The organism is Dietzia sp. CH92 (assembly GCF_032248695.1).
GTDB lineage: Bacteria > Actinomycetota > Actinomycetes > Mycobacteriales > Mycobacteriaceae > Dietzia.
In genome coordinates this window covers 234,558-259,792 of record NZ_JAVHXC010000004.1, presented here as the reverse complement: position 1 = coordinate 259,792, position 25,235 = coordinate 234,558, and the positions used below count along the sequence as shown (strand labels likewise).

23 protein-coding genes and 1 riboswitch are annotated in these 25,235 nt (G+C 72.8%); of the genes, 11 read left to right on the top strand and 12 right to left on the bottom strand.

Annotation, left to right across the window (positions count from 1 at the left end):
* Positions 1-19: 19 nt before the first annotated feature.
* The 4 genes from RWK90_RS10570 to RWK90_RS10555 all read right to left on the bottom strand — a co-directional run bounded on the left by RWK90_RS10570 (position 20) and on the right by RWK90_RS10555 (position 6,082).
* On the bottom strand, positions 20-1,963 hold the full coding sequence (locus RWK90_RS10570) for an arabinofuranosyltransferase (protein WP_314037538.1): 1,944 nt from the start codon (positions 1,961-1,963) through the stop codon (positions 20-22).
* 2 nt (positions 1,964-1,965) lie between these two features.
* Entirely contained in the window at positions 1,966-2,727 is a 762-nt protein-coding gene (locus tag RWK90_RS10565; protein WP_314037537.1) for a decaprenylphospho-beta-D-erythro-pentofuranosid-2-ulose 2-reductase, read from the bottom strand.
* 50 nt (positions 2,728-2,777) lie between these two features.
* The gene (locus tag RWK90_RS10560) at positions 2,778-4,226 is read right to left on the bottom strand and encodes an FAD-binding oxidoreductase (RefSeq protein WP_314037536.1); all 1,449 of its coding nucleotides are present in this window, start codon (positions 4,224-4,226) and stop codon (positions 2,778-2,780) included.
* A gap of 377 nt (positions 4,227-4,603) precedes the next feature.
* Positions 4,604-6,082, bottom strand: coding sequence for a lipase family protein (locus RWK90_RS10555; protein WP_314037535.1), 1,479 nt, complete (start codon positions 6,080-6,082; stop codon positions 4,604-4,606).
* Positions 6,083-6,185: 103 nt separating this feature from the next.
* On the opposite strand from RWK90_RS10555, the gene RWK90_RS10550 reads away from it, so the two are divergent.
* On the top strand, positions 6,186-7,031 hold the full coding sequence (locus RWK90_RS10550; RefSeq protein ID WP_314037534.1) for an ABC transporter permease: 846 nt from the start codon (positions 6,186-6,188) through the stop codon (positions 7,029-7,031).
* 64 nt (positions 7,032-7,095) lie between these two features.
* On the opposite strand, the gene RWK90_RS10545 is transcribed toward RWK90_RS10550, so the two are convergent.
* Complete coding sequence (locus RWK90_RS10545) at positions 7,096-7,278, bottom strand: hypothetical protein (protein ID WP_314037533.1); 183 nt, start codon at positions 7,276-7,278, stop codon at positions 7,096-7,098.
* Between the two features lie 381 nt (positions 7,279-7,659).
* Here RWK90_RS10545 and RWK90_RS10540 point away from each other — a divergent pair, with 381 nt between their 5' ends.
* From RWK90_RS10540 to RWK90_RS10520, 5 genes are all read left to right on the top strand, one after another.
* Positions 7,660-8,124 carry a GtrA family protein gene (locus RWK90_RS10540; protein WP_396230322.1) on the top strand — a complete coding sequence of 155 codons (465 nt, stop codon included), beginning with the start codon at positions 7,660-7,662 and terminating at the stop codon, positions 8,122-8,124.
* 5 nt (positions 8,125-8,129) lie between these two features.
* On the top strand, positions 8,130-10,196 hold the full coding sequence (locus RWK90_RS10535; protein WP_314037532.1) for a DUF6541 family protein: 2,067 nt from the start codon (positions 8,130-8,132) through the stop codon (positions 10,194-10,196).
* A gap of 66 nt (positions 10,197-10,262) precedes the next feature.
* Positions 10,263-12,134, top strand: a complete 1,872-nt coding sequence (locus tag RWK90_RS10530; protein ID WP_314037531.1) for a glycosyltransferase — start codon at positions 10,263-10,265, stop codon at positions 12,132-12,134.
* Between the two features lie 139 nt (positions 12,135-12,273).
* Positions 12,274-12,921: a hypothetical protein gene (locus RWK90_RS10525; RefSeq protein WP_314037530.1), complete on the top strand. Its 648-nt coding sequence runs from the start codon at positions 12,274-12,276 to the stop codon at positions 12,919-12,921.
* A gap of 111 nt (positions 12,922-13,032) precedes the next feature.
* The gene (locus tag RWK90_RS10520; RefSeq protein ID WP_314037529.1) at positions 13,033-14,088 is read left to right on the top strand and encodes a hypothetical protein; all 1,056 of its coding nucleotides are present in this window, start codon (positions 13,033-13,035) and stop codon (positions 14,086-14,088) included.
* Positions 14,089-14,121: 33 nt separating this feature from the next.
* Here the strand turns inward: RWK90_RS10520 and RWK90_RS10515 are convergent, their stop codons facing one another.
* Positions 14,122-15,324: a TerC family protein gene (locus RWK90_RS10515; RefSeq protein ID WP_314037527.1), complete on the bottom strand. Its 1,203-nt coding sequence runs from the start codon at positions 15,322-15,324 to the stop codon at positions 14,122-14,124.
* Between the two features lie 40 nt (positions 15,325-15,364).
* Positions 15,365-15,859 (bottom strand): DUF4442 domain-containing protein, encoded by a 495-nt coding sequence (locus RWK90_RS10510; protein WP_314037525.1) that lies wholly within the window; start codon positions 15,857-15,859, stop codon positions 15,365-15,367.
* A 123-nt stretch (positions 15,860-15,982) separates the two neighbouring features.
* On the opposite strand from RWK90_RS10510, the gene RWK90_RS10505 reads away from it, so the two are divergent.
* On the top strand, positions 15,983-16,174 hold the full coding sequence (locus tag RWK90_RS10505; protein ID WP_314037524.1) for a ferredoxin: 192 nt from the start codon (positions 15,983-15,985) through the stop codon (positions 16,172-16,174).
* On the opposite strand, the gene RWK90_RS10500 is transcribed toward RWK90_RS10505, so the two are convergent.
* From RWK90_RS10500 to RWK90_RS10485, 4 genes are all read right to left on the bottom strand, one after another.
* Positions 16,161-16,775: a TIGR03086 family metal-binding protein gene (locus RWK90_RS10500; protein WP_314037523.1), complete on the bottom strand. Its 615-nt coding sequence runs from the start codon at positions 16,773-16,775 to the stop codon at positions 16,161-16,163. The two genes, RWK90_RS10505 and RWK90_RS10500, sit on opposite strands and share 14 nt — an antisense overlap.
* 128 nt (positions 16,776-16,903) lie before the next feature.
* Positions 16,904-17,797, bottom strand: coding sequence for a glycosyltransferase (locus RWK90_RS10495; RefSeq protein ID WP_396230321.1), 894 nt, complete (start codon positions 17,795-17,797; stop codon positions 16,904-16,906).
* Between the two features lie 91 nt (positions 17,798-17,888).
* Positions 17,889-18,707: an ABC transporter ATP-binding protein gene (locus RWK90_RS10490; RefSeq protein ID WP_314037521.1), complete on the bottom strand. Its 819-nt coding sequence runs from the start codon at positions 18,705-18,707 to the stop codon at positions 17,889-17,891.
* A 12-nt stretch (positions 18,708-18,719) separates the two neighbouring features.
* Positions 18,720-19,607 (bottom strand): ABC transporter permease, encoded by an 888-nt coding sequence (locus tag RWK90_RS10485; protein WP_314037520.1) that lies wholly within the window; start codon positions 19,605-19,607, stop codon positions 18,720-18,722.
* Between the two features lie 66 nt (positions 19,608-19,673).
* On the opposite strand from RWK90_RS10485, the gene RWK90_RS10480 reads away from it, so the two are divergent.
* The 4 genes from RWK90_RS10480 to RWK90_RS10465 all read left to right on the top strand — a co-directional run bounded on the left by RWK90_RS10480 (position 19,674) and on the right by RWK90_RS10465 (position 23,816).
* A complete protein-coding gene (locus RWK90_RS10480) occupies positions 19,674-20,690 on the top strand; it encodes an NADP-dependent oxidoreductase (RefSeq protein WP_314037519.1) in 1,017 nt (338 codons plus the stop codon).
* 50 nt (positions 20,691-20,740) lie between these two features.
* The gene (locus tag RWK90_RS10475) at positions 20,741-22,144 is read left to right on the top strand and encodes a polysaccharide pyruvyl transferase family protein (RefSeq protein ID WP_314037516.1); all 1,404 of its coding nucleotides are present in this window, start codon (positions 20,741-20,743) and stop codon (positions 22,142-22,144) included.
* A 123-nt stretch (positions 22,145-22,267) separates the two neighbouring features.
* On the top strand, positions 22,268-23,248 hold the full coding sequence (locus tag RWK90_RS10470) for a nitronate monooxygenase family protein (RefSeq protein ID WP_314037514.1): 981 nt from the start codon (positions 22,268-22,270) through the stop codon (positions 23,246-23,248).
* A 4-nt stretch (positions 23,249-23,252) separates the two neighbouring features.
* Complete coding sequence (locus tag RWK90_RS10465; protein ID WP_314037512.1) at positions 23,253-23,816, top strand: PadR family transcriptional regulator; 564 nt, start codon at positions 23,253-23,255, stop codon at positions 23,814-23,816.
* Between the two features lie 36 nt (positions 23,817-23,852).
* Here the strand turns inward: RWK90_RS10465 and RWK90_RS10460 are convergent, their stop codons facing one another.
* Positions 23,853-25,130: an LLM class flavin-dependent oxidoreductase gene (locus tag RWK90_RS10460; RefSeq protein WP_314037511.1), complete on the bottom strand. Its 1,278-nt coding sequence runs from the start codon at positions 25,128-25,130 to the stop codon at positions 23,853-23,855.
* A riboswitch (TPP riboswitch) is annotated at positions 25,121-25,220 on the bottom strand. Its footprint overlaps the gene before it by 10 nt.
* Between the last annotated feature and the right edge of the window lie 15 nt (positions 25,221-25,235).

Genomic DNA, 25,235 nt, shown 5'->3' with positions numbered 1-25,235 from the left:
CTCCGCTGTCACCGGTCGATCACCGCACCACGATCACGGCGAACGGACCCACGTCGTGGACCTCGAAGTGGGGACCCTCGACGGCCTCGCCGGGGATGGTGACGCCGAAGCGACGGACGTTGGGGTCGTTGGGGTACGTGTCCTCAGCCAGGCGCAGGGAGAATCCGTCGCCCGACGGGCGGGTGACGATCGCGTCCGGGCCGCGCCAGGGGGTCCCGCGCATCAGGGCGAACAACTCGTCGCCACTCGTGGCGTCCTGCCAGGCGATCATGGACTCGTTGCGGTCGGCGTACCTGCCCAGCGGATTGGCGTAGTGCGAGGTCACGGCCTGGTAGGCGAGGTACGGGTGGTAGGCGAGGAAGGCGTCGGCCGTGCTCGCGACGACGAGATCGGTGCGCTCGCGGCCGGGGAACGCCTCGGCGATGACGCGATCGACCTCGGCGTAGTGCGATTCGGGGCCGGGCGGGTAGCGGTCGGCGCGCTCGCCGTCGCCGTCCGTGTCGGTGTAGGCCAGTCGGATCTCGTCGTGCAGGTGGTCGGGGATGCCCTGCGCGTGCGCCAGTGTCGCCAACGCGGCCAGGACCCCCACCACGGCAACGGCCCGGCGGCGACGACCGGCGGCCTCCGCGGCGGGCCTGGGCGCGCCCGACTGTCGGCCGGCAGCGCGCACGGCGAGCCCGGCGACCTCGACGATCGCGAACACCCCGGCCACGACGAGCAGGAGGATCAGCACCGGCTCGAGCCGGAAGCCCAGCATCGTGGTGCCCAGGACGGTCACGGCCATGGACGCCAGGCACCACAGGTAGACCGCGACCACCCCCAGGCCCAGCGCCTGCGCGCGGCGCGAGGTCCACGCCCGCGCGACGATCCACACCAGGCCGGCCAGGCACACCCAGCCGGTGAGGCCGCCCGCGGTCATGGGCAGCGGCAGCCGCGCCCCCGCCTCTGGCAGGTAGTGCATCGCGGTGCCCGAATCGGCGGGCTCGCCCCGCGACGCGGCGAGCAGGTAGGGAGCCCACACGAGCAGGGCGATGAGGATCGACCCGACGCCGATCACGGCGAGGCGGGCCGCCGGCAGCCACGTCGGGATCACGCCCCGGCCACGGCGCGCGGCGAGTGCGGCGGCCACGGTCGCGACGAGCGCCATGAGCACCACCGTGCCCGCGGCCAGGCCCGTGTACAGCGTGTACGTGCACGCCGAGGCCCCGAGGAAGAGCGTCGTGGCCACGGTGGCACCACGTCCGGCGTGGCGTGCCGTCGGGTTGACCGCGTGCCACGCCAGGATGAGCACCGGCGGCAGGAACAGCGCCACCACGGCGCCGTACGGCTCCGGGCTGGCGTAGGCGAGGACGATCGACGTGGAGACCAGTCCCACCGCGGCGCCGAGGTCGGTGCGCAGCAACCGCGTCCACAGCACTGTGACCAGCGCGGCCGCGATCGCCAGCGACAGGATCGACCACGGTTTGAACGCGGCCCAGCCGTCGAGGCCGGTGAGGTTGGCGAACCGCCCGCCCAGCCAGAACCAGCCCGACGGGTAGAACGACGGCAGGTCGGCGTAGGCCATGTCGGGCAGGCCGAGCGACGTCGACGAACGCCCCAGGAACTGGGTCCGGAACTCCTGGTCCACGCTCACGCCGTGCAGGTACAGCCGCGAGGCCCCGAGCGGGATGCCGAGCGTGGCCGCCACGAGCAGGGCCGAACCGGTGGGGGCGGCGAGTTTGCCCACCCGGACCAACGCCGGGCGACCCCCCGGACGCTCACCGGCGCGGGCCGCGAGGATCCCCGCGGCCACCAACGCCACCGCCGCGGTCTGCCCGACGACGGTCAGCGCCCGCAGGACGTTGGAGTTGCCGTAGGCGGGGAAGGAGACGAGGGAGAAACCGATCAGGACGACGGCGGTGACGGCTGCGGCGAGCAGCGTCGCCGCCGCGGCCAGACCGGGTCCGCGGAGCGCCGGCGGCATGCTCAGAAGGGAAGCTTGCGGAAGATGGGGCGGGGGACGTGCGTGAGCACGGCCATGACACCGCCGAACGCGGCCGGGGCGAAGACCGCTCCCTTGCCGGCGCCCGCGTTCTTCACCGCGATGCGGGCGACCTCCTCCTTGTTGATCGTGAGCGGCGCCTCCTTGACGTGCGCCGACATCCGGGTGCGGACCTGGCCGGGTCGGATGACCAGGACGTCCACCCCGTGCTCGTCGAGGGCGTACCCGAGCCCGGTGTAGAAGGAGTCCAGGCCGGCCTTGGTGGAGCCGTAGACGAAGTTGGAGCGCCGGGCCCGCAGGCCGGCGGCGGAGCTCATGGCGATGATGCGGCCGAAGCCCTGGGCCTTCATCCGCTCGGCGAGCAGGACGCCCACCGAGACCGCGCCGGTGTAGTTGATCTGCGCGATCTGGACGGCCTTGCGCTGGTCGGACCACAGTTCCTCGTTCTCCCCGAGGAGGCCGAACGCGACGATCGCCACGTCGACGTCCCCGCCGGCGAAGATCTGCTCGAACGCGGCCGGGTGCGTGTCGGTCGCGGCGGCGTCGAAGTCCACCACCTCGACGGCGGTCGCGCCGGCGGCCGTCATCTCCGCCCGCGCGTCGTCCACGCCGGGGTCGCCGGGCAGGCAGGCGAGGATCACGCGCATCGGGCCCTGCTGCAGGTACTCGGCGCAGATGGCCAGGCCGATCTCGGAGGTTCCACCGAGCAGGAGCAGGGTCTGGGGGACGCCGACGGCATTGATCATGCGCAGGAGTCTACCGACGGGCCCCGACACCGCCGGGGGCGCTCACCCGCTCAGAGCAGTTCGAGCCGCCGGCCCATGTCGGAGGCGAACACCCCGTGGGGGTCGATCCCGCGGCGGGTGGCGATCCACGAGTCGATCTCCGGGTACATCGCGTGGAACCGCTCGGCCGGGACGCGGGAGTCCTTCGCGGTGTAGAGCCGCCCGCCCATCGACATGACCTTGGCGTCGAGGTGGTTGACGAAGCTGTTGAGCCGGTCGTTGATGGGGAAGTCCACGCACACGTTCCAGCCCTCCATGGGGAAGGACAGCGGCGCCTGGTTGCCGGGGCCGAACAGCTTGAACACGTTGAGGAACGAGTAGTGCCCGGACCGCTGGATGTCGCCGATGATCTCCTTGAAACCCTCGACCGCGCCGGGCGGGACGATGAACTGGTACTGCAGGAACCCCTTGGATCCGTAGGCCCGGTTCCACTCCGAGAACAGGTCGAGCATGTGGTAGAACGCGGGCAACGTCTTGATCTGGTTCCGCGACGTCCCGCCGAGCCGGTAGTAGACCTCGCCGATGGGGCCGAAGGTGTACTTGTTGGCCAGCCCGTTGGGGAACACGTCGGGGAACGTGATGAGCGGCTTGGCGTCCATCGCCAGCGGGTTCTTCGCCAGCTTGGGCGCGTACTCCTCGAGCTGGGCCAGCGTGGCCAGCGACCCGCGCGAGACCGCGGCCCGGCCGAGCTTGGGGGGCGCGCTGATCGCGTCGAACCACGCGGACGAGTAGGTGTACTTCGACTCCGACCCGTCGGTGTGCAGGGCGATGGTCTCGTCCAGCGAGCCGGTCTGGTCGGAATCCGCCAGGAAGTAGGCGGTCTCGGTGCGGGTCATGGCGATCCACACCTTGAGGATGATGCCGGTCAGTCCGTTGCCACCGACGGTCGCCCAGAACAGGGTGCCGTCCGGGTCGTCGGCCGTGCCGCTCGGCTCGAGCGTGAGGACGCGGCCGTCCGCGACCAACAGCTCCATGCGCGTGACGTGGTTGCCGAACGAGCCGGCCGAGTGGTGGTTCTTGCCGTGGATGTCGTGGCCGATCGCGCCGCCGACCGTGACCTGCCGGGTGCCGGGCAGGACCGGCACCCACAGGCCGAACGGCAGCGCGGCGCGCATGAGCTGATCCAGGTTCACGCCCGCGTCGACCACGGCCAGCGCCTTCTCGGCGTTGAGTTCGTGGATGCGGTTGAAGCGGCTCATGTCCAACACGAGTCCGCCGGAGTTCTGGGCGCTGTCGCCGTACGAGCGGCCGAGCCCGCGGGCGACCACCCCGCGCTGCAGGTGCGCGGGGGACGAGGCGTTCGAGTCGTTGACCGCGGCGACGGCGGCCGAGATCTCGTCGACCGAGCGCGGGGTGAGCACGTGGCTCATCGCCGGGGCGGTGCGGCCCCAGCCGGTGAGGCGCTTGAGTTCGGTGTCCAGGGAGGACTGGGCCGGGGTGATGTTCTGCGCGGTGCTCACACGGTCGAGGTTACCGCTCGTCGGCCCCGGAGCCCTCGCGCGACGGCCCCGCCGCGCATCCACGGCGTCCCGCGCGACACTCGCGCGACGGCCCCGCCGGGCATCCGCGGCGGCCCCGAGACGGCCCGGCCGGGCACCCGAATCTCCCCGCGTGTCACTGGCGCCACTCGCTCCGCCGCCGGTGTGCACCCAGCCAGCGCGCCCGCGTCGACTTACGCTGCGTCTTCGACTTACGCGCCCGGGGTGGTCCCTTCCGCCAGCGCAACCCGGCCGAATCCGGCGAACAGCCAGCGTAGGGCGGCGGGGCAGCGCATCCGGGGCCGGTCGCGCTGGCGGTCTGCTCGGCCGGGCGTGACCGCGGAGGTCTCCGGACCCCGCTACTCGGAGCGGCAGCCGGAGGTGAACGGGACGCCGCGGGCGCGGTCGTCGACCCAGTCCAGAGCCGGGCCCACCGCGGTGTAGGCGGCGAGGATGTGCTCACCGGGGACGGGCGTGTACTCGACGTCGGCGCCCGCCGCGCACCACTCGTCCGCCAACCGCCGGGCGGTCCACTCGGGCACGAACGGGTCACCCGGTCCCTGTGAGGAGCCCGGGCCGGGGCCGATCGGTGCGGCGGCGTCGCCGTGCCAGACCTGGACCGGCCCGGTCGGTACCTCCTGCGGGTCGGCGCCGTGGGCGGGATCGGGGGCGCCGAGGCGGTTGCGGGCCATGACCGCCGCGACGGTGGGGTCGGTGCGCGGGTCGATGTCGGTGAGCGTCGACAGCGGTGCCGGGATCAGACCGCCGGCGGTGTTGGCGGCCGCGCAGGCGTCGCGCAGGTGGTGGGCGATGACGTCGCCGGTGTCGTTGAGCAGGGGGTACAGCTCGGGGTACTCGCGGGCCAGGCCGAGGACGGCGGCGCGGTAGAGCCCGGAGGCGATGGTGCCGTCCATGGTGTCGAAGAGGTCGGAGTAGTCGGCGGGCACGCCACCCACGGAGGAGCCGACGAGTATGCCGGTCAGCTCGGGGGCGTAGACGGGTTGCAGCTGGGCGGCCCAGCCGGTGGCGATGCCGCCGCCGGAGTAGCCGATCTGCACGACCCGCGAGTCGGCGAACAGGGCGTCGGTCTCGCCGGGCGGGACGAAGGCGCGGGCGGCGCGGATGCCGTCGAGGACCGCGCGACCGTTGGCGCGGCCCGCGGCGTACGCGGCCTTGGGGCCCTGGAAGTCGGTCACCACGAGGCCGTAGCCACGGTCGGCGAGGATCTGCAGGAACGGTGGGAGTTCGAGGTTGAACCGGTGCGGCAGCGTGTGGGACGGCATGCACGTCAGGCCCAGCGAGTCGATGGTGACGTTGAACGACACGAGCGGTCGCGGATCGGGCCCGGCCCACGGCGTGGCCGGCTCGATGAGGGTCGACACGATCTGCTGGGGGCGGTCGTGGGAGTCGGTGCTCTGGACCAGGACCTGCCAGCCGCGCCCGAAGTTGCGGACGTTGTGCGGCGGGATCGTCACGTCCCGCGTGGCGAGGATCGTCCCCGGGGCGGTGGCGGGGTCCAGGGCCGGAGGCGAGGAGTACCAGGGGTCCGGGGAGGGGCTGGGCAGATAGCGCTCGGGCGTCCGCTCGTGCTCGGGCACGGGCCGGAGCGCGGCCAGCGGGTCGGGGACCGCGCCCGTGGATGCCGGCACTCCCGCGGGCGTCGACGCGCCCGTGGACGTCACCGCACCCGCCGCAGCCGCCGCCGGGCTCGCACCCGCACCCGCATCCGGGCTCGCGGCCGCCGCCGCGCCGGTGTGGACGGCGGAGAGGGCGCACGTCAGCGCCAGGACTGCCGCCGCGACCGTGCGACCGGGACGGAGGGGACGCCGCGACCTCATGCGCGTACCGTATCGCGCGCCGCGGGCCGGGCCCCGCCGGAGGGCGGCGCGTCAACCCCGACGATGCCCCGCGCGCGGCATTGTCGGGCCGTAGGCTTCCCCCGTGGGGTCGACGATGATCGAGATCGGGCCCGCCCTGGCGGTGGCCGTCCTGCTGTTCGTGGTGATCGGCGCGACGGCGGCATGGCTGGGGGAGACGGGCCAGACTCGCGAGATCCCGTGGACGGCGATCCGCGCGGCCCTGCAGCTCGTGGCGCTCTCGTTGGTGATCGGTTACGTGGCCGACCGGCTGTGGTTGGTGGCGGCGTTCGCGGTGGTGATGGCGTCGGTCGCCTCGTGGGCGGCGGCGCGCAGGGTGACCGCCCCGCGCCGCGCCCGAGCCCCGCGCGGTGCCAAAGCCCGACGCGGTGCCGGAGCCCGACGCGGTGCCGGAGCCTCGCGGAGCGCCGGAGTCCGACGCGGGCTCGGCGCCGGCGCGCGGGACGCCCTGTGGTGTGCGGTCCCGGTCGCGCTGCCGCCGGTGATCCTCACCTGCGGCCTGTTCGCGGCCGGGGTCGTCCGACCCAACGGGCTGTCGATCATCCCGGTGGTGGGGATCCTCCTGGGCAACGCGATGGCTGTGGCGGGTCTGGCGGGCCGGCGCGCGCACGACGAGCTCGACACCCGCCACGGGGAGGTGGAGGCCGCGTTGGCCCTCGGGTTCACCGCTCCCACCGCGCGGATGATGGTGTGCCGTGAGGCCGCCGCGACGTCCCTGCAGCCGTCGCTGGACCAGACCCGCACCATCGGGTTGGTCACCATCCCCGGGGCGTTCGTCGGGATGGTGCTCGGTGGCGCACGGCCGTGGGAGGCCGGCGTCATGCAGCTGTTCGTCTCGACCGGGATCCTGGCGTGCGGGGCGGTCGCGCTGGTCGTGACCACACGGCTCGTCGCCGCCGGTCGGCTGTAGGGGCGGACCGACGGCGACGAGCCGGTGTCGGGCGGGTCAGGCGGAACCGCGGGTGGCGGGCGGGTCAGGCGGAACCGCGGGTGGCGGGCGTGGACAGGACGACCCGGCCGGTGGGCGTGTACGACGGCGACGCCGGGCGCCGGTTGGGCGTGCGCAGCGGCGACGACGGCGGGATCGCCCGTCCGGTGGGCGTGTAGGAGAACGCGGTCGGCGCGTGGGTGCCGGCGGGATTGCGGTACTGCGACATGGGACTCACTCCTGGTCGTGGGAGGACGGCGTGCCCGACGCGTCGCCGGAGTCCGGCGACGACGGCGGGGCCGTGCGGGTGCGTGAGAGGGGAGCGAGGACGGCTCACCCGGGAGATGGCGCGGGCCTGGTGACGTGGGCGCCGGGAAGAGATGGGGTGGGCCGTGAGCGGATCGCTCCGGTGGGTCCGAACGCGGTCGGCGGAGGTGTCGCCTGACAGTTCGACCAGAAGCGGGCTGGTGTGCCCGCGGTGAGGAAAAGGATGACACGCCGGTCGGCGCCGCACAACCCCGTGTGTGGATGTCCACGCCCCGGGGCCGCGGCCTACCCTGTGCTGGTGAGTTCTTCCCCGAGAGACGCCGACGCCGTTCCCGACGACTCCGTGCTGGACTCCCTGCGCGGAGCGGTCGATCCCCTGGAGTCGCGGCACGAGTCCGCCCCCGGCGGCGGCACCGACCTGAAGACGCAGGTCGTGCGGTTCTTCCTCACCGGCGTGCTCTCGGCGGTCGTCGACTACGGCCTGCTGCAGCTGCTCATGCTCGCCGGGCTGGGGTACGGGCCGGCCAAGGCGCTCTCGTTCGTGGCGGGCACGCTCACCGCGTACGGCATCAACCGCCGGTGGACGTTCCAGGCCGAGCCGTCGCGGGCCCGCTTCATCGCCACCATGTGCCTGTACGCGCTGATGTTCGGCGTGCAGTGGGGCCTGTTCATGGTGCTGGTGCCGTTCTTCCACGGCCTGGACTGGAGCACGTTCTGGGCCACGACCATCGGGTACGTCATCGCGCAGGGCGTCGCGACGGTCACCAACTTCATCGTCCAGCGGACCGTGATCTTCCGGGTCCGCTGAGCGGCATGGCCGTCGCGCTCCTGCTCGTCGCCGCGCTGGCGCTGCTGGTCGTCCCGGGTGCCCTGATCTGCCTGGTCGCCGGCGCGCGGTGGCGCGACGCCCTCGCGGCGGGCCCCGCCCTGACCACGGCCGTGGTGGCCGTGGGCTGCGCGGTGACGGCTGCCGTCGACGTGCGGTGGGGCCTCGCCGCGGCCGGGGTGACGGCGCTCGTGGGGCTGCTCTGCGCCGCCGCGCTCGGGATCGCGGCCCGGGTCACCGACCGTGGTACGTGGCGGCGTGGCGAGGGGGAGTACGACGACGACGAGGTGGGCGACCGCGGGCCGGGCCCGGGGGTGGCCGACCTCGTCGTCGTCGCCCTGGCCGCGGTCCCGGCGCTCCAGGTCCTCGTCGCCACCCGCGGCCTCGTGGCCGTCCCCCAGGGCTGGGACGCCCTGTTCCACGGCGGCGCCACGCGGTTCATCGCGGAGACTGGGCTGGCCGGCCTCACCGACCTCGCACCGGTGAGCCAGCCCGCCAACCCGCACTTCTTCTACCCGGACACCTACCACGCGCTGGCGGCCCTGCAGGTGGGCCTCGGCGGCGGGTTGCCGCAGGCCCTCAACGCGGTCTCGGCGGTCACCGGGGTGGTGTTCGTGCTGGGTGTGGCGGTGCTGGCCGGTCGGCTGTGCGGTGGCTCGCGGCTCGCGGCGGTGGGCGCGGCGGTCGTGGCGGGCGCGGCGTGGACGTTCCCGTACCTGGCGCTGGGCCGCGGTCCGGTGCTGCCGTTCGCGCTGGGCGTGTCGGTGATCCCGGGGCTGGTGTTGCTGGGCGAGCAGCTCGCCGCCCGCCGGCCGCGGATGCTCGCGCACGCGGTGCTGCTGGGGGCGGGCGTGGCGGGGGCGTGGTCGGTGCACCCGTCGGTGGCGCTGGCGGCGGCGATCCCGCTGGCCGCCCAGGCGGTCGCGGGGCTGGTGGCCGCCCCGGGCGCGCGCCCGCGACTCGCGGTCCTCGGTGGCGTCGCGCTGGCGGCGGTGGCGGCGGCGCCGTACGTGCTGTGGTCGGTGACGATGGTGTCGTCGGGGACCACGGAGTCGCTGGCCGGGTTCTCGTGGCCGCGCGAGGTGGGCGTGCCGCGCGCGGTGGCCGCAGTGCTCGACCTCGGGCCCACCGCGCCGGCCTCGATCGGGATGGCGGTCGCGGTGCTCGTCGGGCTGGCGGTGGCGGTCGCCGATCCGCGCCGCCGGCGGCCGCTCGCCGCGCCCGCCGCCGCGCTCGTGGTCTACGGCGCGCTGTACGTGCTGGCCGCGGCGGTGGACGGCGACTGGGTGCGGATGTTCACCGGCTTCTGGTGGGACGACTTCTACCGCTTCGCCTCCCTGCTGGTGTGGCCGTCGGCGGTGCTGGCCGGCGCGGGCGTGCGGGCCCTCGTCCCGCGCGGCTCGGCCCGCCGCCCGGCGGCGCGCGCGGGCGTCGTGGTGGTGACGGTGCTGGGTCTACTCGCGGTGTCGGGGCACGCGGTCCTGGCCCGTGACCTGCGGGTGTGGGGTTACGACGACGGCCCGGCGGTCAACGCCCGCGAGCGCGCGGTGCTCGACGCGCTCGCCGAGCGGCACGAGGGAGGGGTCGTGCTCAACGACCCGTTCGACGGGACGGCGTGGGTGTACGCACTGCACGGGGTGCCGGTGGTCTTCGGCGCGCCGCTGGCCGACGACCCGGTCGCCCAGGTCGGCGCGGATCGCATGACCCTCTATACCTCGGTCAACCGCTACGGCTTCGACCCGTCGGTCACCCACGAGGTGCTGCGCCACGACGTGCGCTGGGTGATCGTCGGCACGGGCGTGGTGGGCGGCCCGGGCCGGCCGGGCGGCTTCATCGGGCTCGACCTCAACCCCCATCTGCGGCTCGTCGAGTCAAACTCCGGGGCCCGGTTGTACGAGGTGCTGCCGGTGCCCGCCGACCACCCGCCGCTGGCGCCGCCGCCCGGGATCCCCCCGTTCACCCCGCCCGTGCAGCCCCCGAACACCGACTCACCGGTCGTCGACGCGGCCGGTGCGGGGCCGCCGACTAGCCTGGACGGCGCGACCGGGCCCTGACCCGCCCGCCGCGCGGCCCGCCACGGCCGTGTCCACGCACCGACCCCACCAGGAGCGCATCGCCTCATGGACGCCACCACCGAGACCGTCGCGGGCCCGCGCACCGACGCCCCGCAGCCCGAGCGTGACCTGCTGCTCCAGCGCACCCTGTTCTCGGGCCCGCGCCGCTGGGTCAACGACGACCTGTACTCGCGCATCGTGCGCGGCGTCGTGCGCCGCACCCGCACCGAGCTGCACCTGGACGCCGGCGCGATCGTCGACACCAACACCTACTTCGGCCGGTTCGAGGCCTCGTACTGGCAGCGGTGGACCTCGGTCACCGAGCTCACCGTGCGGGTGTCGGTGGAGTCGGCCGGGCAGGTCGACGTGCTGGTCCGCGCGTCCGACATCGGCTCCCACGTGCGGACGGTGGACGTGGTCCACCACCACGGCGACGGGATGGCGGTGCTGCACGTGCCGGTGGACACGTTCACCGACGGTGGCGCGATGTGGTTGGAGCTGCACGCGGTCGACGCGCCGGCGAGCGTGTCGGAGGTGGAGTGGAGTACGACGACGACGAGGCCGGCCCGCCGCGCCGCGGTGGCGATCTGCACGTTCAACAGGGCGGATGACTGCGCGGCCACGGTGGAGTCGCTGGCCTCCGATCCCCTCGTCGCGGACCTCGTCGACGACCTCTACGTGACGGATCAGGGCACCGATCTGGTGGAGACCCGCGAGGCGTTCGGGCGGGCGGCGGAGGAGTTCGGTGACCGGCTCCACTACCTGCGCCAGCCCAACCTCGGCGGCGCCGGCGGGTTCAGTCGCGGCCTGTTCGAGGCGACCGCGCCGGGGTCGGCGGGGCCGGTGGACGTGCTGCTCATGGACGACGACGTGCGGGTGGAGCCGGAGACGGTGCTGCGCCTGTTCGCGTTCGCGGCGGTGACGCGCGAGCCGATGCTCGTGGGCGCCCAGATGCTGTACCTGTTCAACCCCGACTACCTGTTGGTGTCGGCCGAGCGGACGCAGCTCGACGAGCTCAAGGGCGGCCTGGACGCCGACGAGTTCGCGTTGCGCGACGAGTCGGTGGTGGAGAACCGCCAGGAGCGGCGGATCGACGCGGAGTACAACGCGTGGTGGTCCTGTCTCATCCCCGGGGAGGCGGTCGAGCGGGTCGGGTTGCCGATGCCGTACTTCTTCCAGTGGGACGACATCGAGTACGGCCTGCGGTGCCGACAGGCCGGGATGCCCACGTGCACGCTGCAGGGTGCGGCCGTGTGGCACGCGGATTTCTACTGGAAGGACGGCGACGACTTCGGGCAGTTCTTCTCGCAGCGCAACTCGCTGGTCACCGCCGCGATCCGCCAGGGCATCGACCCCAAGGCCATGGCCAAGAACCTCGGCCGGAGCGTCCTGCGGGCCATGGTGGGGATGCAGTACGGGCTGGCGGCCACGCGGATGCGGGGGATCGAGGCGTTCCTCGACGGGCCCGACGGTTCCCACGGGGTGGGCGACGGCGGGCAGGCCGCGCTCGCCGCGATCCGCGCGGAGCGGTCGGCGTACCCGGAGACCGCGAAGCTCGGGGTCGAGATGTTGCCGGCGGGGATCGGCGTCGAGCGCAAGGTCGGCATCCCGCGTGAGGACCGCGAGGACCAGGTGCTGGCCAAGCGGCTGGTGACGCAGAAGCTGGGCCGGCAGCGCCGCGGGGTGGTGGCGATCCCGTACGAGGACGCCGCCTGGTGGCACGTGTCGCTGTTCGACGAGGCCTACGTGACCGACGCGTCGCAGACCGGGGTGCACCACCGGAAGGTCGACCCGGCCCGGGCCTCGGAGCTGCAGAAGCGCCTGGCGGCGTTGTTGGCGCGGTTCGTCCGTGAGGCGCCGGCGGCGCAGGGGCGCTGGCGTGCGGCGCAGGCCGAGCTCACGACGCGGGAGAACTGGGCGCGGCTCTACGGGGTGTGATCCGGCCGGTCCGACCGCGCTGTGGCGAGGGCGGTGGGCGAGGGCGTCGGCGATCCACAGGGAGCCCTCAGGCAGTTGTAGATGTGACAACCTAAACTGTGAGTCACATCACTTCTCGTCTCGCCGAAGGGTGGTCATCATGTCCACGCCAGCCCCCCACGCTCCCCGTCGCGCGGCGTCTCCCGGCGAGGACCGCGTGCCGTCGCCGATGCCGACCCCGGTGTCGACCACGACCCCGAGATCGGTCGCGGCGCCCGCCCCCGAGCACTCCCGGATCGCCGGGATCCTCCCGCACGTGCGGGTCCGGCTCGGGGGCATCGTCGCCTTCGCCGGCCTCGCGGTCGCACTGCTCAGCCTCTACCTGCCGTGGTTGTCCGGCAGTGGCGCGTCGGTCACCGCGATCGACCTCACCGAGGTCCTCGACCTCCGGGCCATGATGCCGATCAACTTCCTCGGCCTCATCGTGTTGTCCGCGCTCGCGGCGATCACGCTGGCCACGCACCTGGGCTTCTTCGCGCTGCTCAACGCGGCCGTCGCGACCCTCGTCCTGGCCGCCCACTGCGCGTTCGTCTGGGTGCTCATCGGATCGACCGGTTCCACGGACCCGCTGATCGCGGGCCTGCCCGCGGGGACCTCGGTCACCTACGGCCCGTACGTCTCGGCGCTGGGCTTCCTCCTGGTGATCGCCGGGTCGCTCTGGGCCGCGAAGTCGGCCGAGTACCAGTTGCCCGACCGCGCCGAGGGGCACGCCCTGATGAAGGCGATGAAGGAGGCCGTCACGGGGTGACCGCCGCACCCGTCGCGGGCCGATCCACAGGCGCGCGGGATTCCACAGAGGCCCCACCCCTGCCGGGCAAACGGCAGGGGTGGGGCCATGTGTGGGGGCAGAGTGGTCGGCATGAACACCTCCGCCTCGACCGCGCCCGCCACCGGCCCGGCCCCGCGCGCCGACGCGTCGGCGCCCACCGATCTCGCCGCGCTACCGCCGGGGCCCGTGACCAGCGCCGAACTGGCCGCGGCCGTCCCCGACTCCCGGGACCGCGCCCGCTATCGGCGGATCTGGCACGGGATGTATCGCCGCGAGGACCAACCGGATGATCTCCGGCTCCGCAGTGTGGCCCTGGCGCGGACGTGGCCGGAGGGGGTGCTGCGTGGGCGCAGCGCGGCCCTGCTGTGGGGTGACGACTCCGTGCCCGCGGACGCCCCGCCGGAGATCTGGCTGCCGGCGACACGTCGATCCCGGCCGGGGAGGGTGTACCGCTACGGCAGGCTGCCGCGGTGGGCGGTCACGGAGATCGACGGAGTGCGGGTGACCACGCCGCTGCGCACCTGCCGGGACCTCGCCGGGGACCTCGGGTTCGAGGATGCTGTGGTGTCCGTGGAGCGGTTGTGCGCGATGGTGCCCGAGCTGCCCGCCCAGTTGGCGGCCGCGGTCGAGCATCCGGCCGGGCGGGGTGCGCGCGACTTCGCCGCCGTCGCCCGCGCGGCGGACCCGGGCTCGGGATCGGCCGCCCTGACGAGGGCGCGACTGGAACTCCACGCGGCCGGGCTCGACACGTTCCGGCACGGGCACGTCGCACGCCTCGGGCATTTCCGCGTGGAGCTCCCGCTCGCCGACCCCGTGGCCCGGTGTGTGGTCTACACGCCCGACGACGCAGCGGCGCCGGCGGGCCGCGGCCGTGGTGCCGAGAGGGTCCGGGAGCAGTTGGCCCACGCCGGGTGGACGGTCATCGTGGTCCGCGGGCCCGCCGCCCCGGCCGGCTCGAGCGAGGTGGTGGGCGCCCGGGACGCGAGGGACGGGGCCGTGAGCCCCGGGGGTGCGGGTGGGCCCGGCGTGGGCGACCGGGCGGCCTCCGCCCTGCGGGCCCGGTGGCCGTCGTCCGAGGTCCGCTTCCCGCCGGCCGGGGACCCCGCCGCCGACCCGCTCGGGATATGGACCGGCCCGCGGCGGTGAGGCCGCGGGCCGGGATGGTGCAGGTGTGGCGGATCAGCGGGTGTAGTCGGTCGCCTTCTCGTAGCGGCCCTGCTCGTCCCAGACCCGGCGCAGGAGCTGCTCGAGCTCCCACACGTCGCCCTCGGAGCCGAAGTACTTGCGCTCGATCCCGCCGAGCTTGTCCTCGTTCTCGACGATCTTGGCCCAGAGCTTGGCGCGCTCGACCGGGTCGTCGGTGAAGTCCTTGTTGAGGTACTCGTGCGAGTGCCGCTTGAGGTTGCCGAGGACCGTCAGCGCCTTGCCGGCCGGGCTCACCAGCGAGGCGACGATCGTCACCACGAGCACCGCCACGATCACGCCCAGCGAGAGCAGGGTCGGCACCTCGACCACGTCCACGTGCTCACCGCCGTTGATGAACGGCAGGTTGTTCTCGTGCAGGGCGTGCAGCACCAGCTTGACGCCGATGAAGCCCAGGATCGCGGCCAGGCCGTACTTGAGGTACACCAGCCGGTCGAGCAGGCCCTCCAGCAGGAAGTACAGCTGGCGTAGGCCGAGGAGGGAGAACGTGGTGGCGGTGAAGACGATGAAGACGTTCTGGGTGAGACCGAAGATCGCGGGGATCGAGTCCAGCGCGAACATGATGTCCGTGCCGCCGATCGCGACCATGACGATCATCATCGGGGTCATCACGCGCTTGCCGTTCTCGATGGTGAACAGCTTGTCGTGGTCGTAGTGGTCGGTCGCCGGGATGACCTTCTTGGCGAACCGGACCATGATGTTGTCCACCTCGTCGTCGTCATCGTCGTCCTCGGCCAGGAGGCGGCCGGCGGTGATGATGAGGAAGAGGCCGAACACGTAGAACAGCGCGCTGAACTGGTTGAGCAGCGCCGCACCCACGAAGATGAACGCGGTGCGGGCGATGATCGAGAAGACGATGCCGAACAGCAGGGCCTTCTGCTGACCGGCCTTGGGCACCTTGAAACTGGTGAGCAGCAGCAGGAACACGAAGAGGTTGTCCACCGAGAGCGCCTTCTCGGTGAGGTATCCGGCGAAGTACTCGATGCCCATGTCCGTGCCGCCGAAGATCCAGACGGCGAAGCCGAACAGCACGGCCACACCCACGTACAGGGCCGACCAGATCGCCGACTCCTTCATCGTGGGGATGTGCTCCTTGCGCACATGGAAGAAGTAGTCGAACAGCAGCAGGGCGACGATCAGGCCGACCGACAGTGTCCAGGCGAGCGGTGTGGCTCCCAACGTGGGGTCCTTTCGGGGATGGCCGAGTGACCGGGTAATCCTACCCGCGCCGCGCGGGTGGAGCCCCCCGTCGCCGGATCGCCATGGTGTGCCGCGCCTCGACGATCGTCGTCCCGCGCTCGTCGGTGACCAGTGCGGTGTGGACGACGGTGGTGCGGGAGTGGTCGTCGAGCTGCGCGCGGATGGCGTCGGCCTCGGCGCGGGGGACCTCGACGACGCACCGGAGCCGGCCGCGGCCGGGGGTGCGGAAGTCGATCGACGCGCTCCTGGTCCACACCTGGTAGCCGGCGCCGAGCTGACCGGACAGCAGCGCCCCGTAGAGGACGTCGGTCGCGGCGAACAGCGCGCCCCCGAACGCGGTGCCGTTGGTGTTGGCGGTCCACGGCGTCACGTGCATGCTCAGCTCCCCGCGCGTCCAGTCCGGGGCGACGTGGCGGATGCGGATCCCCGATCCCAGCAGGGGTGGGTAGAGCGAGGCCAGGACGGGGAACGCCGTGGGGCTCGAGGTGTAGCGGTGGAGCACGGTCTTGGGCACCGCCCGATCCTAACTTACCGGCGGGTCAGTTTCGCGGAACCTGTAGACAAAGGGTGGGAGTTTGTCTACTTTCGGGGTCACCATCATCGACAGAGGGCGCGGCCCTCGGCGGGGAGGCGTGACATGAGGATCATCGTGGATCCGGACCGTTGCGAGGGGCAGGCCGTGTGCGTGGGGCTCGCGCCGGCGGTGTTCGCCCTGGATGACGACGACGAGGTGGTCCGCCTCCTGGTCGACGACGTCCCCCCGGAGCACGAGAAGCGCGCCCGCAAGGCCGTCGCCAAGTGCCCGATGGCGGCGCTCAGCGAGGGCTGACAGGCCAGGCGGAGGGGTCCCGCCCGGTCAGCGCCAGCGCCTCGTCCCGCGCCGACACCCCGGGCCCGTCGAAACCCGGCACCGCGGGGTCGAACAGCTCGGGGGCCGGGTTGTCGGCGAGATCGGCCCGCACGAACTCCAGGACGGCCCGCTCGAGCTCCTCGCCCCACCGCAGGTCCAGGCCCTGCGAGGCCGCGATGTCCCAGGCGTGGACGGCCAGGTCGAACACCTGCTGGGCCAGGTAGTGCCGTGCCGGCGCCACCCCGTACGACAGGTGCACCTCGGTGTCCGCGTCGCCGGCGCACGTCCCCCGCCAGGCCGCCGCGACCGGCGCCGTCATCGAGCCCCAGTCCGCCACCAGCTCCGGGCCGGTCGCGTCGCGAAGTCGCCGCAGGCGGTCCTCGAGGTCGTCGGCCACCTCCTCGACCGTGCCGCCGGCGAGCAACCCCGGCACCCACAGCTGCTCGTCCACCACGTGTGCCAGCACCTCACGCGTGGTCCAGTCGCTACACGGCGTGGCGGCGTCCCAGTCGGTGACGCGGGGCAGCACCTCGTCGTAGAGGTCGGCGGCGCGGGACTGCAGGGCGATCCAGTCGGTCATGGACCCATCCTGCCGCATCCCGGCGCTCCGGCACCCGGGCCCGGCCCCCGAATCCGCTACCCTCCCTCGGGATCCGCTACCCCTACGGGCATAGCGGATCCGGAGTCGGGGTAGCGGATTCTCGCGGGTCAGGCGCCGGGCTTCTCGAACCGTTCGCCCGCGCCCATGCGCTGCAGGCGCAGCCACTCGCGGAACCCCGCCGGATCGCGACGCGAGATCAGGAAGTACCAGCCGAACCGCAGGATCTCCTGGGGGATGAGACGCCGGTTGCCGGGCTGGGTGAGGACGTACCCGCGGTTGCGATAGGTGAAATGGCGCTTGACCGGGTCGTCCGGGAACTGCGTGTGCATGCGGCCGCCGAGAATCGGCTTGAACTCGTCCGAACCCTGCGGATGCAGGTACGCGGTGGTCAGGCACGTGCCGAACGGCAGCCCCGAGCGCACGAGCCTGCGGTGCACCTCGACCTCGTCGCCCCGGATGAACAGGCGCAGGTCGGGCACGCCCACGCGGTCGAGGCAGTCGGCGGTGAACAGGGCGCCGTTGAACAGCGACGCGATGCCGGGCAGCAGGTCCTCGCCCGTGCCGTCGCCGGTGAAGAGCTCCGAGCGCCGGCGGCGCCACACCACCCCGCGCCGCAGGGGAAAGGCCAGGCGGTCGGGGTCGTCGAGGTCGCACACCACCGGCGAGACCTCGGCCAGTCCGTGGCGGTCCATGCAGGTCAGCAGCGTGGCGAGGACCTCGGGTCCCTCGGGGCGGCCGTCGTCGTCCGCGCACCACACGAGGTCCGCGCCGGTCGCCAGGGCGTGCAGCATGCCGAGCGCGAACCCGCCGGCGCCGCCGAGGTTGTGCTTGGACCCGATGTACGTGGCCTCGACCGGCCGGGACTCGACGAGTTCGCGCACGGCGGGCTCGTCGGCGTTGTCCACCACGACCAGGTGGTCGACCGGGCGGGTCTGGCCGCACACCACGTCGAGCGAGGCGCGCAACTGCTCGAGCCGGCGGTGCGTGACCACCACGGCCACGACCCGGCGGGCGTCGGCCGCTTCCCGGCCCGCGGCGCCCGTACCGCCCGCGCCGCCCGCGCCGCCCGCGCCGCTCGCGCCGCCCCCGCCCTCAGGCCTCATGACGCATCCGGTGGATGTAGTCGCCGATCGAGCGTCCGGCCTCGGGCCCCTCGTAGGCGGTGACGATCTCCTCGATGCTCCCGCGCTGGCGGATGCGGCCGTGGTCGATCCACATGGCGGAGTCGCACAGCTGGGCCAGGAACTCGTTGGAATGGGAGGCGAACACCAGGATCCCGGACCGGGAGACGAGGTCGGCGAGCTTGACCCGTGCCTTCTTCATGAACTCCGCGTCCACGGCGCCGATGCCCTCGTCGAGCAGCAGGATCTCCGGGTCGATGGAGGTCACCACGCCCATCGCCAGGCGCACGCGCATACCGGTGGAGTAGGTGCGCAGGGGCATGTCGAGGTACTCGCCGAGCTCGGTGAAGTCGGCGATCTCGTCGACCTTGGCCTTCATCTGCTTGCGGGTCTGTCCGAGGAACAGGCCGCGGATGATGATGTTCTCGTAGCCCGAGATCTCGGGGTCCATGCCCACGCCCAGGTCGAAGACCGGCGCCACGCGGCCGCGGATCCGCGCGGCGCCACGGGTCGGCTCGTAGATGCCGGACAGCAGGCGCAGCAGCGTGGACTTGCCGGCGCCGTTGTGCCCGACCAGGCCCACGCGGTCCCCCTCGCGGAGGGAGAGGGTGATGTCCTTGAGGGCTTCGACGACGACGACGTTGGACGCGTTCCGTCCTATCGCACCCCCGGCGGACCCGAGGACGGCCTTCTTGAGGGACCGCGATTTGGCGTCGAAGATCGGGAAGTCCACGCACGCGTCGACGCAGTCGATGGACACGCCACCCGGCGTGGGTGCGGCGGAGTTCATGGGATGTACCTCCTACACCCAGTACGGGACTCGGGAGCGGAACCGGCGCAACGCCACGAACGCCAGCAGCAGCCCGACGGCGGTGCAGGCCAGGACGATCCACCAGTGGTAGGCGTCGACCGACTGGCCGAGCATGGGCGCCCGGACGATCTCCAGGTAGTGGTAGAGCGGGTTGATCTCGGCGATGCGGGCCCGGTCGGCGATCTGCCCGCCCTGCTCGTACAGCGTCTGGGTGGTCCACACGATGGGGGTCATGTAGAAGAGCAGCTGCACCATCGAGTCGAGCAGCGGCGCGATGTCGCGGAAGCGGGTGGCGAGGATCCCGAACAGCATGGACACCCATACGCCGTTGATCATGAGCACGCCCAGTCCCACCACGGACAGCAGGAGTTCCCACCCCAGTGGCCGCGGGAACACCAGCATGAGGATCACCCAGATGACCAGGTTGTGGCAGAGGAAGAGGAACTGCCGCCAGACCAGTCGGTAGACGTGCACGCTCAGGGCGCTGGGCAGTTGCTTGATCAGGCCCTCGTTGGCGATGAAGACCTCGGCGCCCTCCTTGATGCAGCCGGAGATGAAGCCCCACATGATGAGGCCCACGGTGACGTGGGGGAGGAACTCGGCGAGCGGGATCTGGAAGAGGATCGAGTAGAGCAGGCCCAGGGCCACGGCCATGACGCCGGTGGCGATGGTGATCCACAGGGGGCCGAGGGTGGAGCGCCGGTAGCGCTGTTTGATGTCCTGCCAGCCGAGCGAGAGCCACAGTTCACGCTGGTGCAGGCCCTGGCGCAGGTCGGCGACGGCCCGGCGGAAGGTGTGGGAGTCGTTGACGATCTCACCGCGTACGCGCTCGTCGGGGAGCGTCGCCGAGGTGGGATCGGGAAGGGACTGGTCCTGCACGAACGGGAAGCCTACTAGAGGTCGTCGCGGTGGCAGCCCCGCCGCGAGGGCGCGTAGACAGTAGAGATGACGACCAGTACGCAGATCCAGCTCGCGAGCCGTCCGCGCGGATGGCCGACCCACGACGACTTCCGCACCGTCACCGTCGACCTGCCCGACCTCGCCGAGGGGCAGGTCCGGGTGGCCAACGAGTTCATCTCGGTGGACCCCTACATGCGCGGCCGGATGAACGCGGGCCGCTCCTACATCCCGCCGTTCGGGGTCGACGAGACCATGACCGGCGCGGCCGTCGGGCGCTTGGTGGAGTCCCGCTCGGACGCCCATCCCGTCGGTGCGGTGGTGCTGCACAACGACGGGTGGCGCGACATCGCGCAGGGCGACGCCCGGCAGTTCCGCGTGGTGCAGGAGATGGAGGGGGTGCCGGTCTCGGCCTACCTCGGCATCCTCGGCACCACCGGCCTCACCGCGTACGTGGGGCTGCTGCACATCGGCCGGTTCCAGGCCGGCGAGTCGGTGTTCGTCTCCGGGGCCGCCGGGTCGGTCGGCTCCGCGGTGGGGCAGATCGCCACGCGCCTGGGCGCGGCGAAGGTCGTGGGTTCGGCCGGGAGCGACGCGAAGGTCGCCACCTGCATCGAGCGCTACGGCTTCGACGCGGCGGTGAACTACAAGGACGGCCCCATCCGGGAGCTCCTGCGCGAGCATTTCGGTGCGGAGAACGGCGAGGGCATCGACGTCTACTTCGACAATGTGGGCGGTGACCACCTCGAGGCCGCCCTGGACCTCATGAACGACGGCGGGCGCCTGGCCCTGTGCGGGGCCATCAGCTCGTACAACGCGACCGAGCGCACCCCCGGCCCGGACAACATGTGGCACGCCATCTCCCGCGGGTTGACGCTCCAGGGCTTCACGGTGAACAACTACATGCACCTCTTCTCCGAGTTCGCGGACACCGTGGGGCCGTGGGTGGCGTCGGGTGAGCTGACGTTCGACGAGACGGTGGTCGAGGGCATCGACAACTCGGTCGACGCGTTCCTCGACCTGATGAAGGGCGCCAACACCGGCAAGATGCTCGTCAGGATCTGACGTCCCGGGGCTCCCGCCGCGGCCGGCCGGCGGTGAGGCAGGGTGGGGGCATGACGCCGACTCGCCGAGCCGCGCCCGCCTCCCGCCTACGACGACTCGCCCGCCGCCGTCTGGACTCGGTCCGGGCGGTGGCGGACGCCCGGTGGGGTCCGCCGAGGGAGGACGACCGGCCGGTCTATCTCGTGGCCCCGGCCGGGCATCCCAACCACGGCGACGAGCAGCTGCTGGCCGGGTGGTTGCGGTTCCTGCGGCACCGCCTGCCGGGTACGCCGGTGGTGGTGGACTGTCACACGCCGGGTCAGGCCGCGGTGCTGCACCACGCCGAGCATCCGGACGTGGTGTTCACCGACACCCTGTGGCGCCTGGCGGGGGAGCACGGCGCCCACGCGGCGATCGCCGATTCCGCCACGCCCGCGGCCGCCGCCGCGATCGAGTCCTGCCGCCACGCCGTCCGCGACCTCGGCGTGCGTCCGGAGCTGGGGTCCGGCCTGGCCCTGCTGCGCCGCGCGTCGGTGGTGCATCTCGTCGGCGGCGGGTACGTCAACGACCAGTGGCCGCATCACCTGGGCGTGGTCGCCGCGGCGGGGGAGGCCGGGCGGCTCGCCGGGGCGCGGGTGGTGGCGACGGGGCAGGGCTTCGTGCCGTGCGGCGACGCGCGGCGCCTGGCGGAGGCGCTGCGGGAGTTCGATCTGGTGACCGTCCGCGACGCGGCGTCCGCGGAGCTGCTCGCCGGTACCGGCGTCCCGGTCCGGCTCCTCGCCGACGACGGGTGGCTCGCCCTGGGCGCGGCGGGTCCGGTCGAGGCGGGGGATCACCCCGTCTACTCCGATGATCCCGACGCGTGTCGTGACCTGGTGCTGTGCGCGCAGTCCGACCTGGTGGACCCGGTGGCCCTGGCCGACGCCGTGGCGCGGGTCCTCGCCGCGTGGGCGGTGCCGGGGGAGCGGATCACGGTGGTCGAGTCGATCCCCGGCGGGGACCGGGTGGTGTGGGACCGGGTGTGTGAGCGCGCCGCGGCGGCGTCGCGCGTGGCGTCCGGCTCGCCCGCCGGCGCGGGACCGGGCGAGGGGGACGACGACGAGGTCGGGCTCGCGCTGGCCGCCCTGCGGTTGCCGCGGGCGCGTTTCGTGCCGTTCCTCGAACTGTGGGACACCGGGCTGCCCGTCCGGCCGGGTCAGGTGTGGCTGACCACCCGGTTCCATCCGCATCTGTTCGGGGCGGCCCGCGGCGCCTCGGGACTGACACTGCGGGCGGGGTCGGACTACTACGACGTCAAGCACGAGTCGCTGGCGGACGCGGGCTCGCCGTGGCCGTCGCTGCAGGTGGGGGCGTCCGGGGTCGGGGCGCCGCCGCCGCTCGAGTCCGTCCGTTCGGTCGGCGGGTTCGACCCCGGGGTCGTGGCGCAGCGCGTGGGGACGGCCGAGGCGCTCGCCGAGGAGATCTACGCGCGCTGAGACGGGCAGAGCGGTCGCCGTCGTTGGGGACCGCCTTTGTGCAACTAGTTGCACGAACAGGCGGGCGGGCCGTACGGTCGGGCTCAGGCGCTCGTCGCCCCGCTCCGCCCGAAAGGAATGCCGATGGCCCTGCCCTCCGTACTCGCCGGCCCCCTCACCGTCCCGGTGGTCGCCTCGCCGATGTTCATCTACTCCGGCCCCGAGCTGGTGGCCGCGCAGTGTCAGGCGGGCGTGATCGGTGCGTTCCCCGCGCTCAACGCGCGGCCGCAGTCGGCGCTGGCCGAGTGGATCGAGCAGATCACCCAGAGCAACGCGGCCCACGCCGCGGCGAACCCGGACCAGTACGTCGCGCCGTTCGCGGTCAACCAGATCGTGCACCGGTCCAACGACCGGCTCGAGCAGGACCTGGCCACCATCGTCGAGCACGAGGTGCCGATCGTCATCACCTCCCTCGGGGCCCGCGAGGAGGTGAACGAGGCGGTCCACTCCTACGGCGGCATCGTCCTGCACGACGTCATCAACAACCGGTTCGCCCGCAAGGCCGTGGAGAAGGGCGCGGACGGACTGATCGCCGTGGCCGCCGGTGCCGGTGGACACGCCGGTACGCAGTCGCCGTTCGCACTGGTCCGGGAGATCCGCGAGTGGTTCGACGGGCCGCTGCTGCTCTCCGGGGCCATCGCGCACGGCCGGTCGATCCTCGCCGCGCGGGCCGCCGGCGCCGACCTGGCGTACGTGGGCTCGGCGTTCCTCGCGACCGAGGAGTCCCGTGCCACCGACGCCTACAAGCAGATGATCGTCGACAGCACCGCGGACGACATCGTCTACAGCAACCTCTTCACCGGCATCCACGGCAACTATCTGCGCGGCAGCATCGAGGCCGCGGGGCTCGACCCGGACGGCCTGCCGGAGTCCGACCCCTCGGCCATGGACTTCGGCTCCGGGGGCGCGTCCGATTCCAAGGCGTGGCGGGACATCTGGGGCGCGGGTCAGGGCGTGGGCGCGGTCCGCGGGACCGGGACCGTCCGCGACCTGGTCGACCGCCTGCGCGGCGAGTACGTCGAGGCCCTCGACGAGCTCACCTCCGGCATTACCGCGCTGCGCTGAACCGGTGTCGCTGAAGTTCGCGATCCTCACGTCGCTCACCGAACGGGACGGCAGCGGGATCGAGCTCGCCCGACGCTTCGACAGGTCGATCGGCTACTTCTGGCCCGCCACCCACCAGCAGATCTACCGCGAGCTCGACAAGCTCGCCGCGGCCGGCCTCATCCGCGAACTCCCGCAGGACGGACCGCCCCGCCGCGGCCAGCCCCGGCGGTTCGCGGTCACCGACGACGGCCGCCGGTCGTTGATCGACTGGATCGGTGAGGACGACGCCCCGGACGTGACGCGGTCGACCCTCGCGGTCCGCGTCCGGGCCGCCGCCGCGACGGGCCGGACCGACGAGGTGCGCCGGGCGCTCGAGCACCACCGCCGTCGGCGGCAGGAGAATCTCGAGCGCAACCTCGAGATCGAACAGCGGGACTTCTCCGCCGTCGACCCGTCGGACCCTCGCGGCGTCCTGCAGCACCGCGTCCTCACCCTGGGCATCGAGGAGGAACGGACCTGGCTGCGGTGGTGCGACGAGACGCTGGAGGCGCTCGACCGACTCCCGGCGCGGGCCGACGGCCGCTGACGCCGTGACGACGGCGGCGGCCCCCGCCGAGGCGGCCTACCGGGCGAGCAGCTCCCGGAGAGTCGACGCCCCGTCGTAGCTCGTGCGGAACAGTCCGCGGCGCTGCAGGACCGGGATCACGTGGTCCACGAACTCCTCGAGCCCGTCCGGGTAGCCGGGCGGCATGAGGTTGAACCCGTCCGCCGCGCCCACCCGGTACCAGCGTTCGATCTCGTCGGCGATCGACTCCGGGGTGCCGATCATCGTGCAGTGACCGCCGCCCGCGGCGAGGGTGCCCAGCAGCTCGCGCACCGTGGGGGAGTCCTTGCGGACGATCCGCAGGATCGTCTCGTAGCGCCCCTGCGGCCCCGTGAACTCCGACAGCGGCGGGAGGGCCGGGACGGGGGCGTCGAGCTCCCACCCCGAGCAGTCCTGGCCGGTGAACATGGACAGCTGCGCGAGTGACTCCTCCACGGGCAGCAGAGCGTCGAGGTCGGCTTTCTTGCGTCTGGCCTCGGCCTCGGTCGAGCCCACGTACGTGACGAGCCCCGGCATGATGACCAGGCCATCCCCGGCGCGGCCCGCGGCCCGGGCACGACGCCTCACATCCGAGCCGTACGCCGACGCCGCCTCGTCGTCGTACGCCACGGCGTAGATCCCCTCGGCGTACCGGGCCGCCAGGTCCCGGCCCGGCCCGGACGAGCCCGCCTGGAACAGCACCGGCCGGCCCTGCGGCGAGCGGGGCACGGTGAGCGGCCCGTCCACCAGGAAGTGCTCGCCGCGGTGGTGCACCGGCCGGACCTTCGCCGGGTCGGCCCACAGTCCGGCCCGGTCCAGGAGCAGCGCGTCGGCATCCCACGAGTCCCACAAGGCCAGCGCGGCCTCGACGAACTCCTCGGCCCGCTCGTACCGCTCGGTGTGCCCGGGCAGTGCCTCCATCCCGTGATTGCGGGCCTCGGCGTCGAACATCGAGGTCACCACGTTCCAACCGACCCGCCCGCCGCTGATGTGGTCCAGGGAAGCGAGCATGCGCGCGGCGTGGAACGGGGTGAAGAACGTCGTGGACACCGTGCTCACCAGACCGACGTGTTCCGTGGCCCGGGCCATCGCCGACAGGGCGGTCAGCGGCTCCAGGAACCACCACGAGCCGCTGGCCGGGTCACCCACCGAGTGGCCGTCGGCGAAGAACACCGCGTCGAGGCAGCCCCGCTCCGCCGTCCGCGCGAGCTCCTCCCAGTACGCGATGTCGCCGAGGCGCTCCACAGGGGAGCCGGGGCGGCGCCACGCGGCGGAATGGTGGCCGCAGCCGAAGAGGAACGCATTGAAATGCAGCATGAGGACATCCCTTCGCCGGAACTACCCGGAGCAGGTTCAACGGGTCTCATCTCAGCCGCCCCCTTCTGGGCGGCACCCCGTGTCGTGTCCTCGACCTTAGAGGGT

Excerpts from the sequence above, each read along its gene's own strand:
- RWK90_RS10570 (WP_314037538.1), bottom strand. The coding sequence starts at position 1,963 with ATGCCGCCGGCGCTCCGCGGACCCGGTCTGGCCGCGGCGGCGACGCTG.
- RWK90_RS10565 (WP_314037537.1), bottom strand. The coding sequence starts at position 2,727 with ATGATCAATGCCGTCGGCGTCCCCCAGACCCTGCTCCTGCTCGGTGGA.
- RWK90_RS10555 (WP_314037535.1), bottom strand. The coding sequence starts at position 6,082 with ATGAGGTCGCGGCGTCCCCTCCGTCCCGGTCGCACGGTCGCGGCGGCA.
- RWK90_RS10545 (WP_314037533.1), bottom strand. The coding sequence starts at position 7,278 with ATGTCGCAGTACCGCAATCCCGCCGGCACCCACGCGCCGACCGCGTTC.
- RWK90_RS10535 (WP_314037532.1), top strand. The coding sequence starts at position 8,130 with ATGGCCGTCGCGCTCCTGCTCGTCGCCGCGCTGGCGCTGCTGGTCGTC.
- RWK90_RS10530 (WP_314037531.1), top strand. The coding sequence starts at position 10,263 with ATGGACGCCACCACCGAGACCGTCGCGGGCCCGCGCACCGACGCCCCG.
- RWK90_RS10525 (WP_314037530.1), top strand. The coding sequence starts at position 12,274 with ATGTCCACGCCAGCCCCCCACGCTCCCCGTCGCGCGGCGTCTCCCGGC.
- RWK90_RS10520 (WP_314037529.1), top strand. The coding sequence starts at position 13,033 with ATGAACACCTCCGCCTCGACCGCGCCCGCCACCGGCCCGGCCCCGCGC.
- RWK90_RS10505 (WP_314037524.1), top strand. The coding sequence starts at position 15,983 with ATGAGGATCATCGTGGATCCGGACCGTTGCGAGGGGCAGGCCGTGTGC.
- RWK90_RS10500 (WP_314037523.1), bottom strand. The coding sequence starts at position 16,775 with ATGACCGACTGGATCGCCCTGCAGTCCCGCGCCGCCGACCTCTACGAC.
- RWK90_RS10490 (WP_314037521.1), bottom strand. The coding sequence starts at position 18,707 with ATGAACTCCGCCGCACCCACGCCGGGTGGCGTGTCCATCGACTGCGTC.
- RWK90_RS10480 (WP_314037519.1), top strand. The coding sequence starts at position 19,674 with ATGACGACCAGTACGCAGATCCAGCTCGCGAGCCGTCCGCGCGGATGG.
- RWK90_RS10475 (WP_314037516.1), top strand. The coding sequence starts at position 20,741 with ATGACGCCGACTCGCCGAGCCGCGCCCGCCTCCCGCCTACGACGACTC.
- RWK90_RS10470 (WP_314037514.1), top strand. The coding sequence starts at position 22,268 with ATGGCCCTGCCCTCCGTACTCGCCGGCCCCCTCACCGTCCCGGTGGTC.
- RWK90_RS10460 (WP_314037511.1), bottom strand. The coding sequence starts at position 25,130 with ATGCTGCATTTCAATGCGTTCCTCTTCGGCTGCGGCCACCATTCCGCC.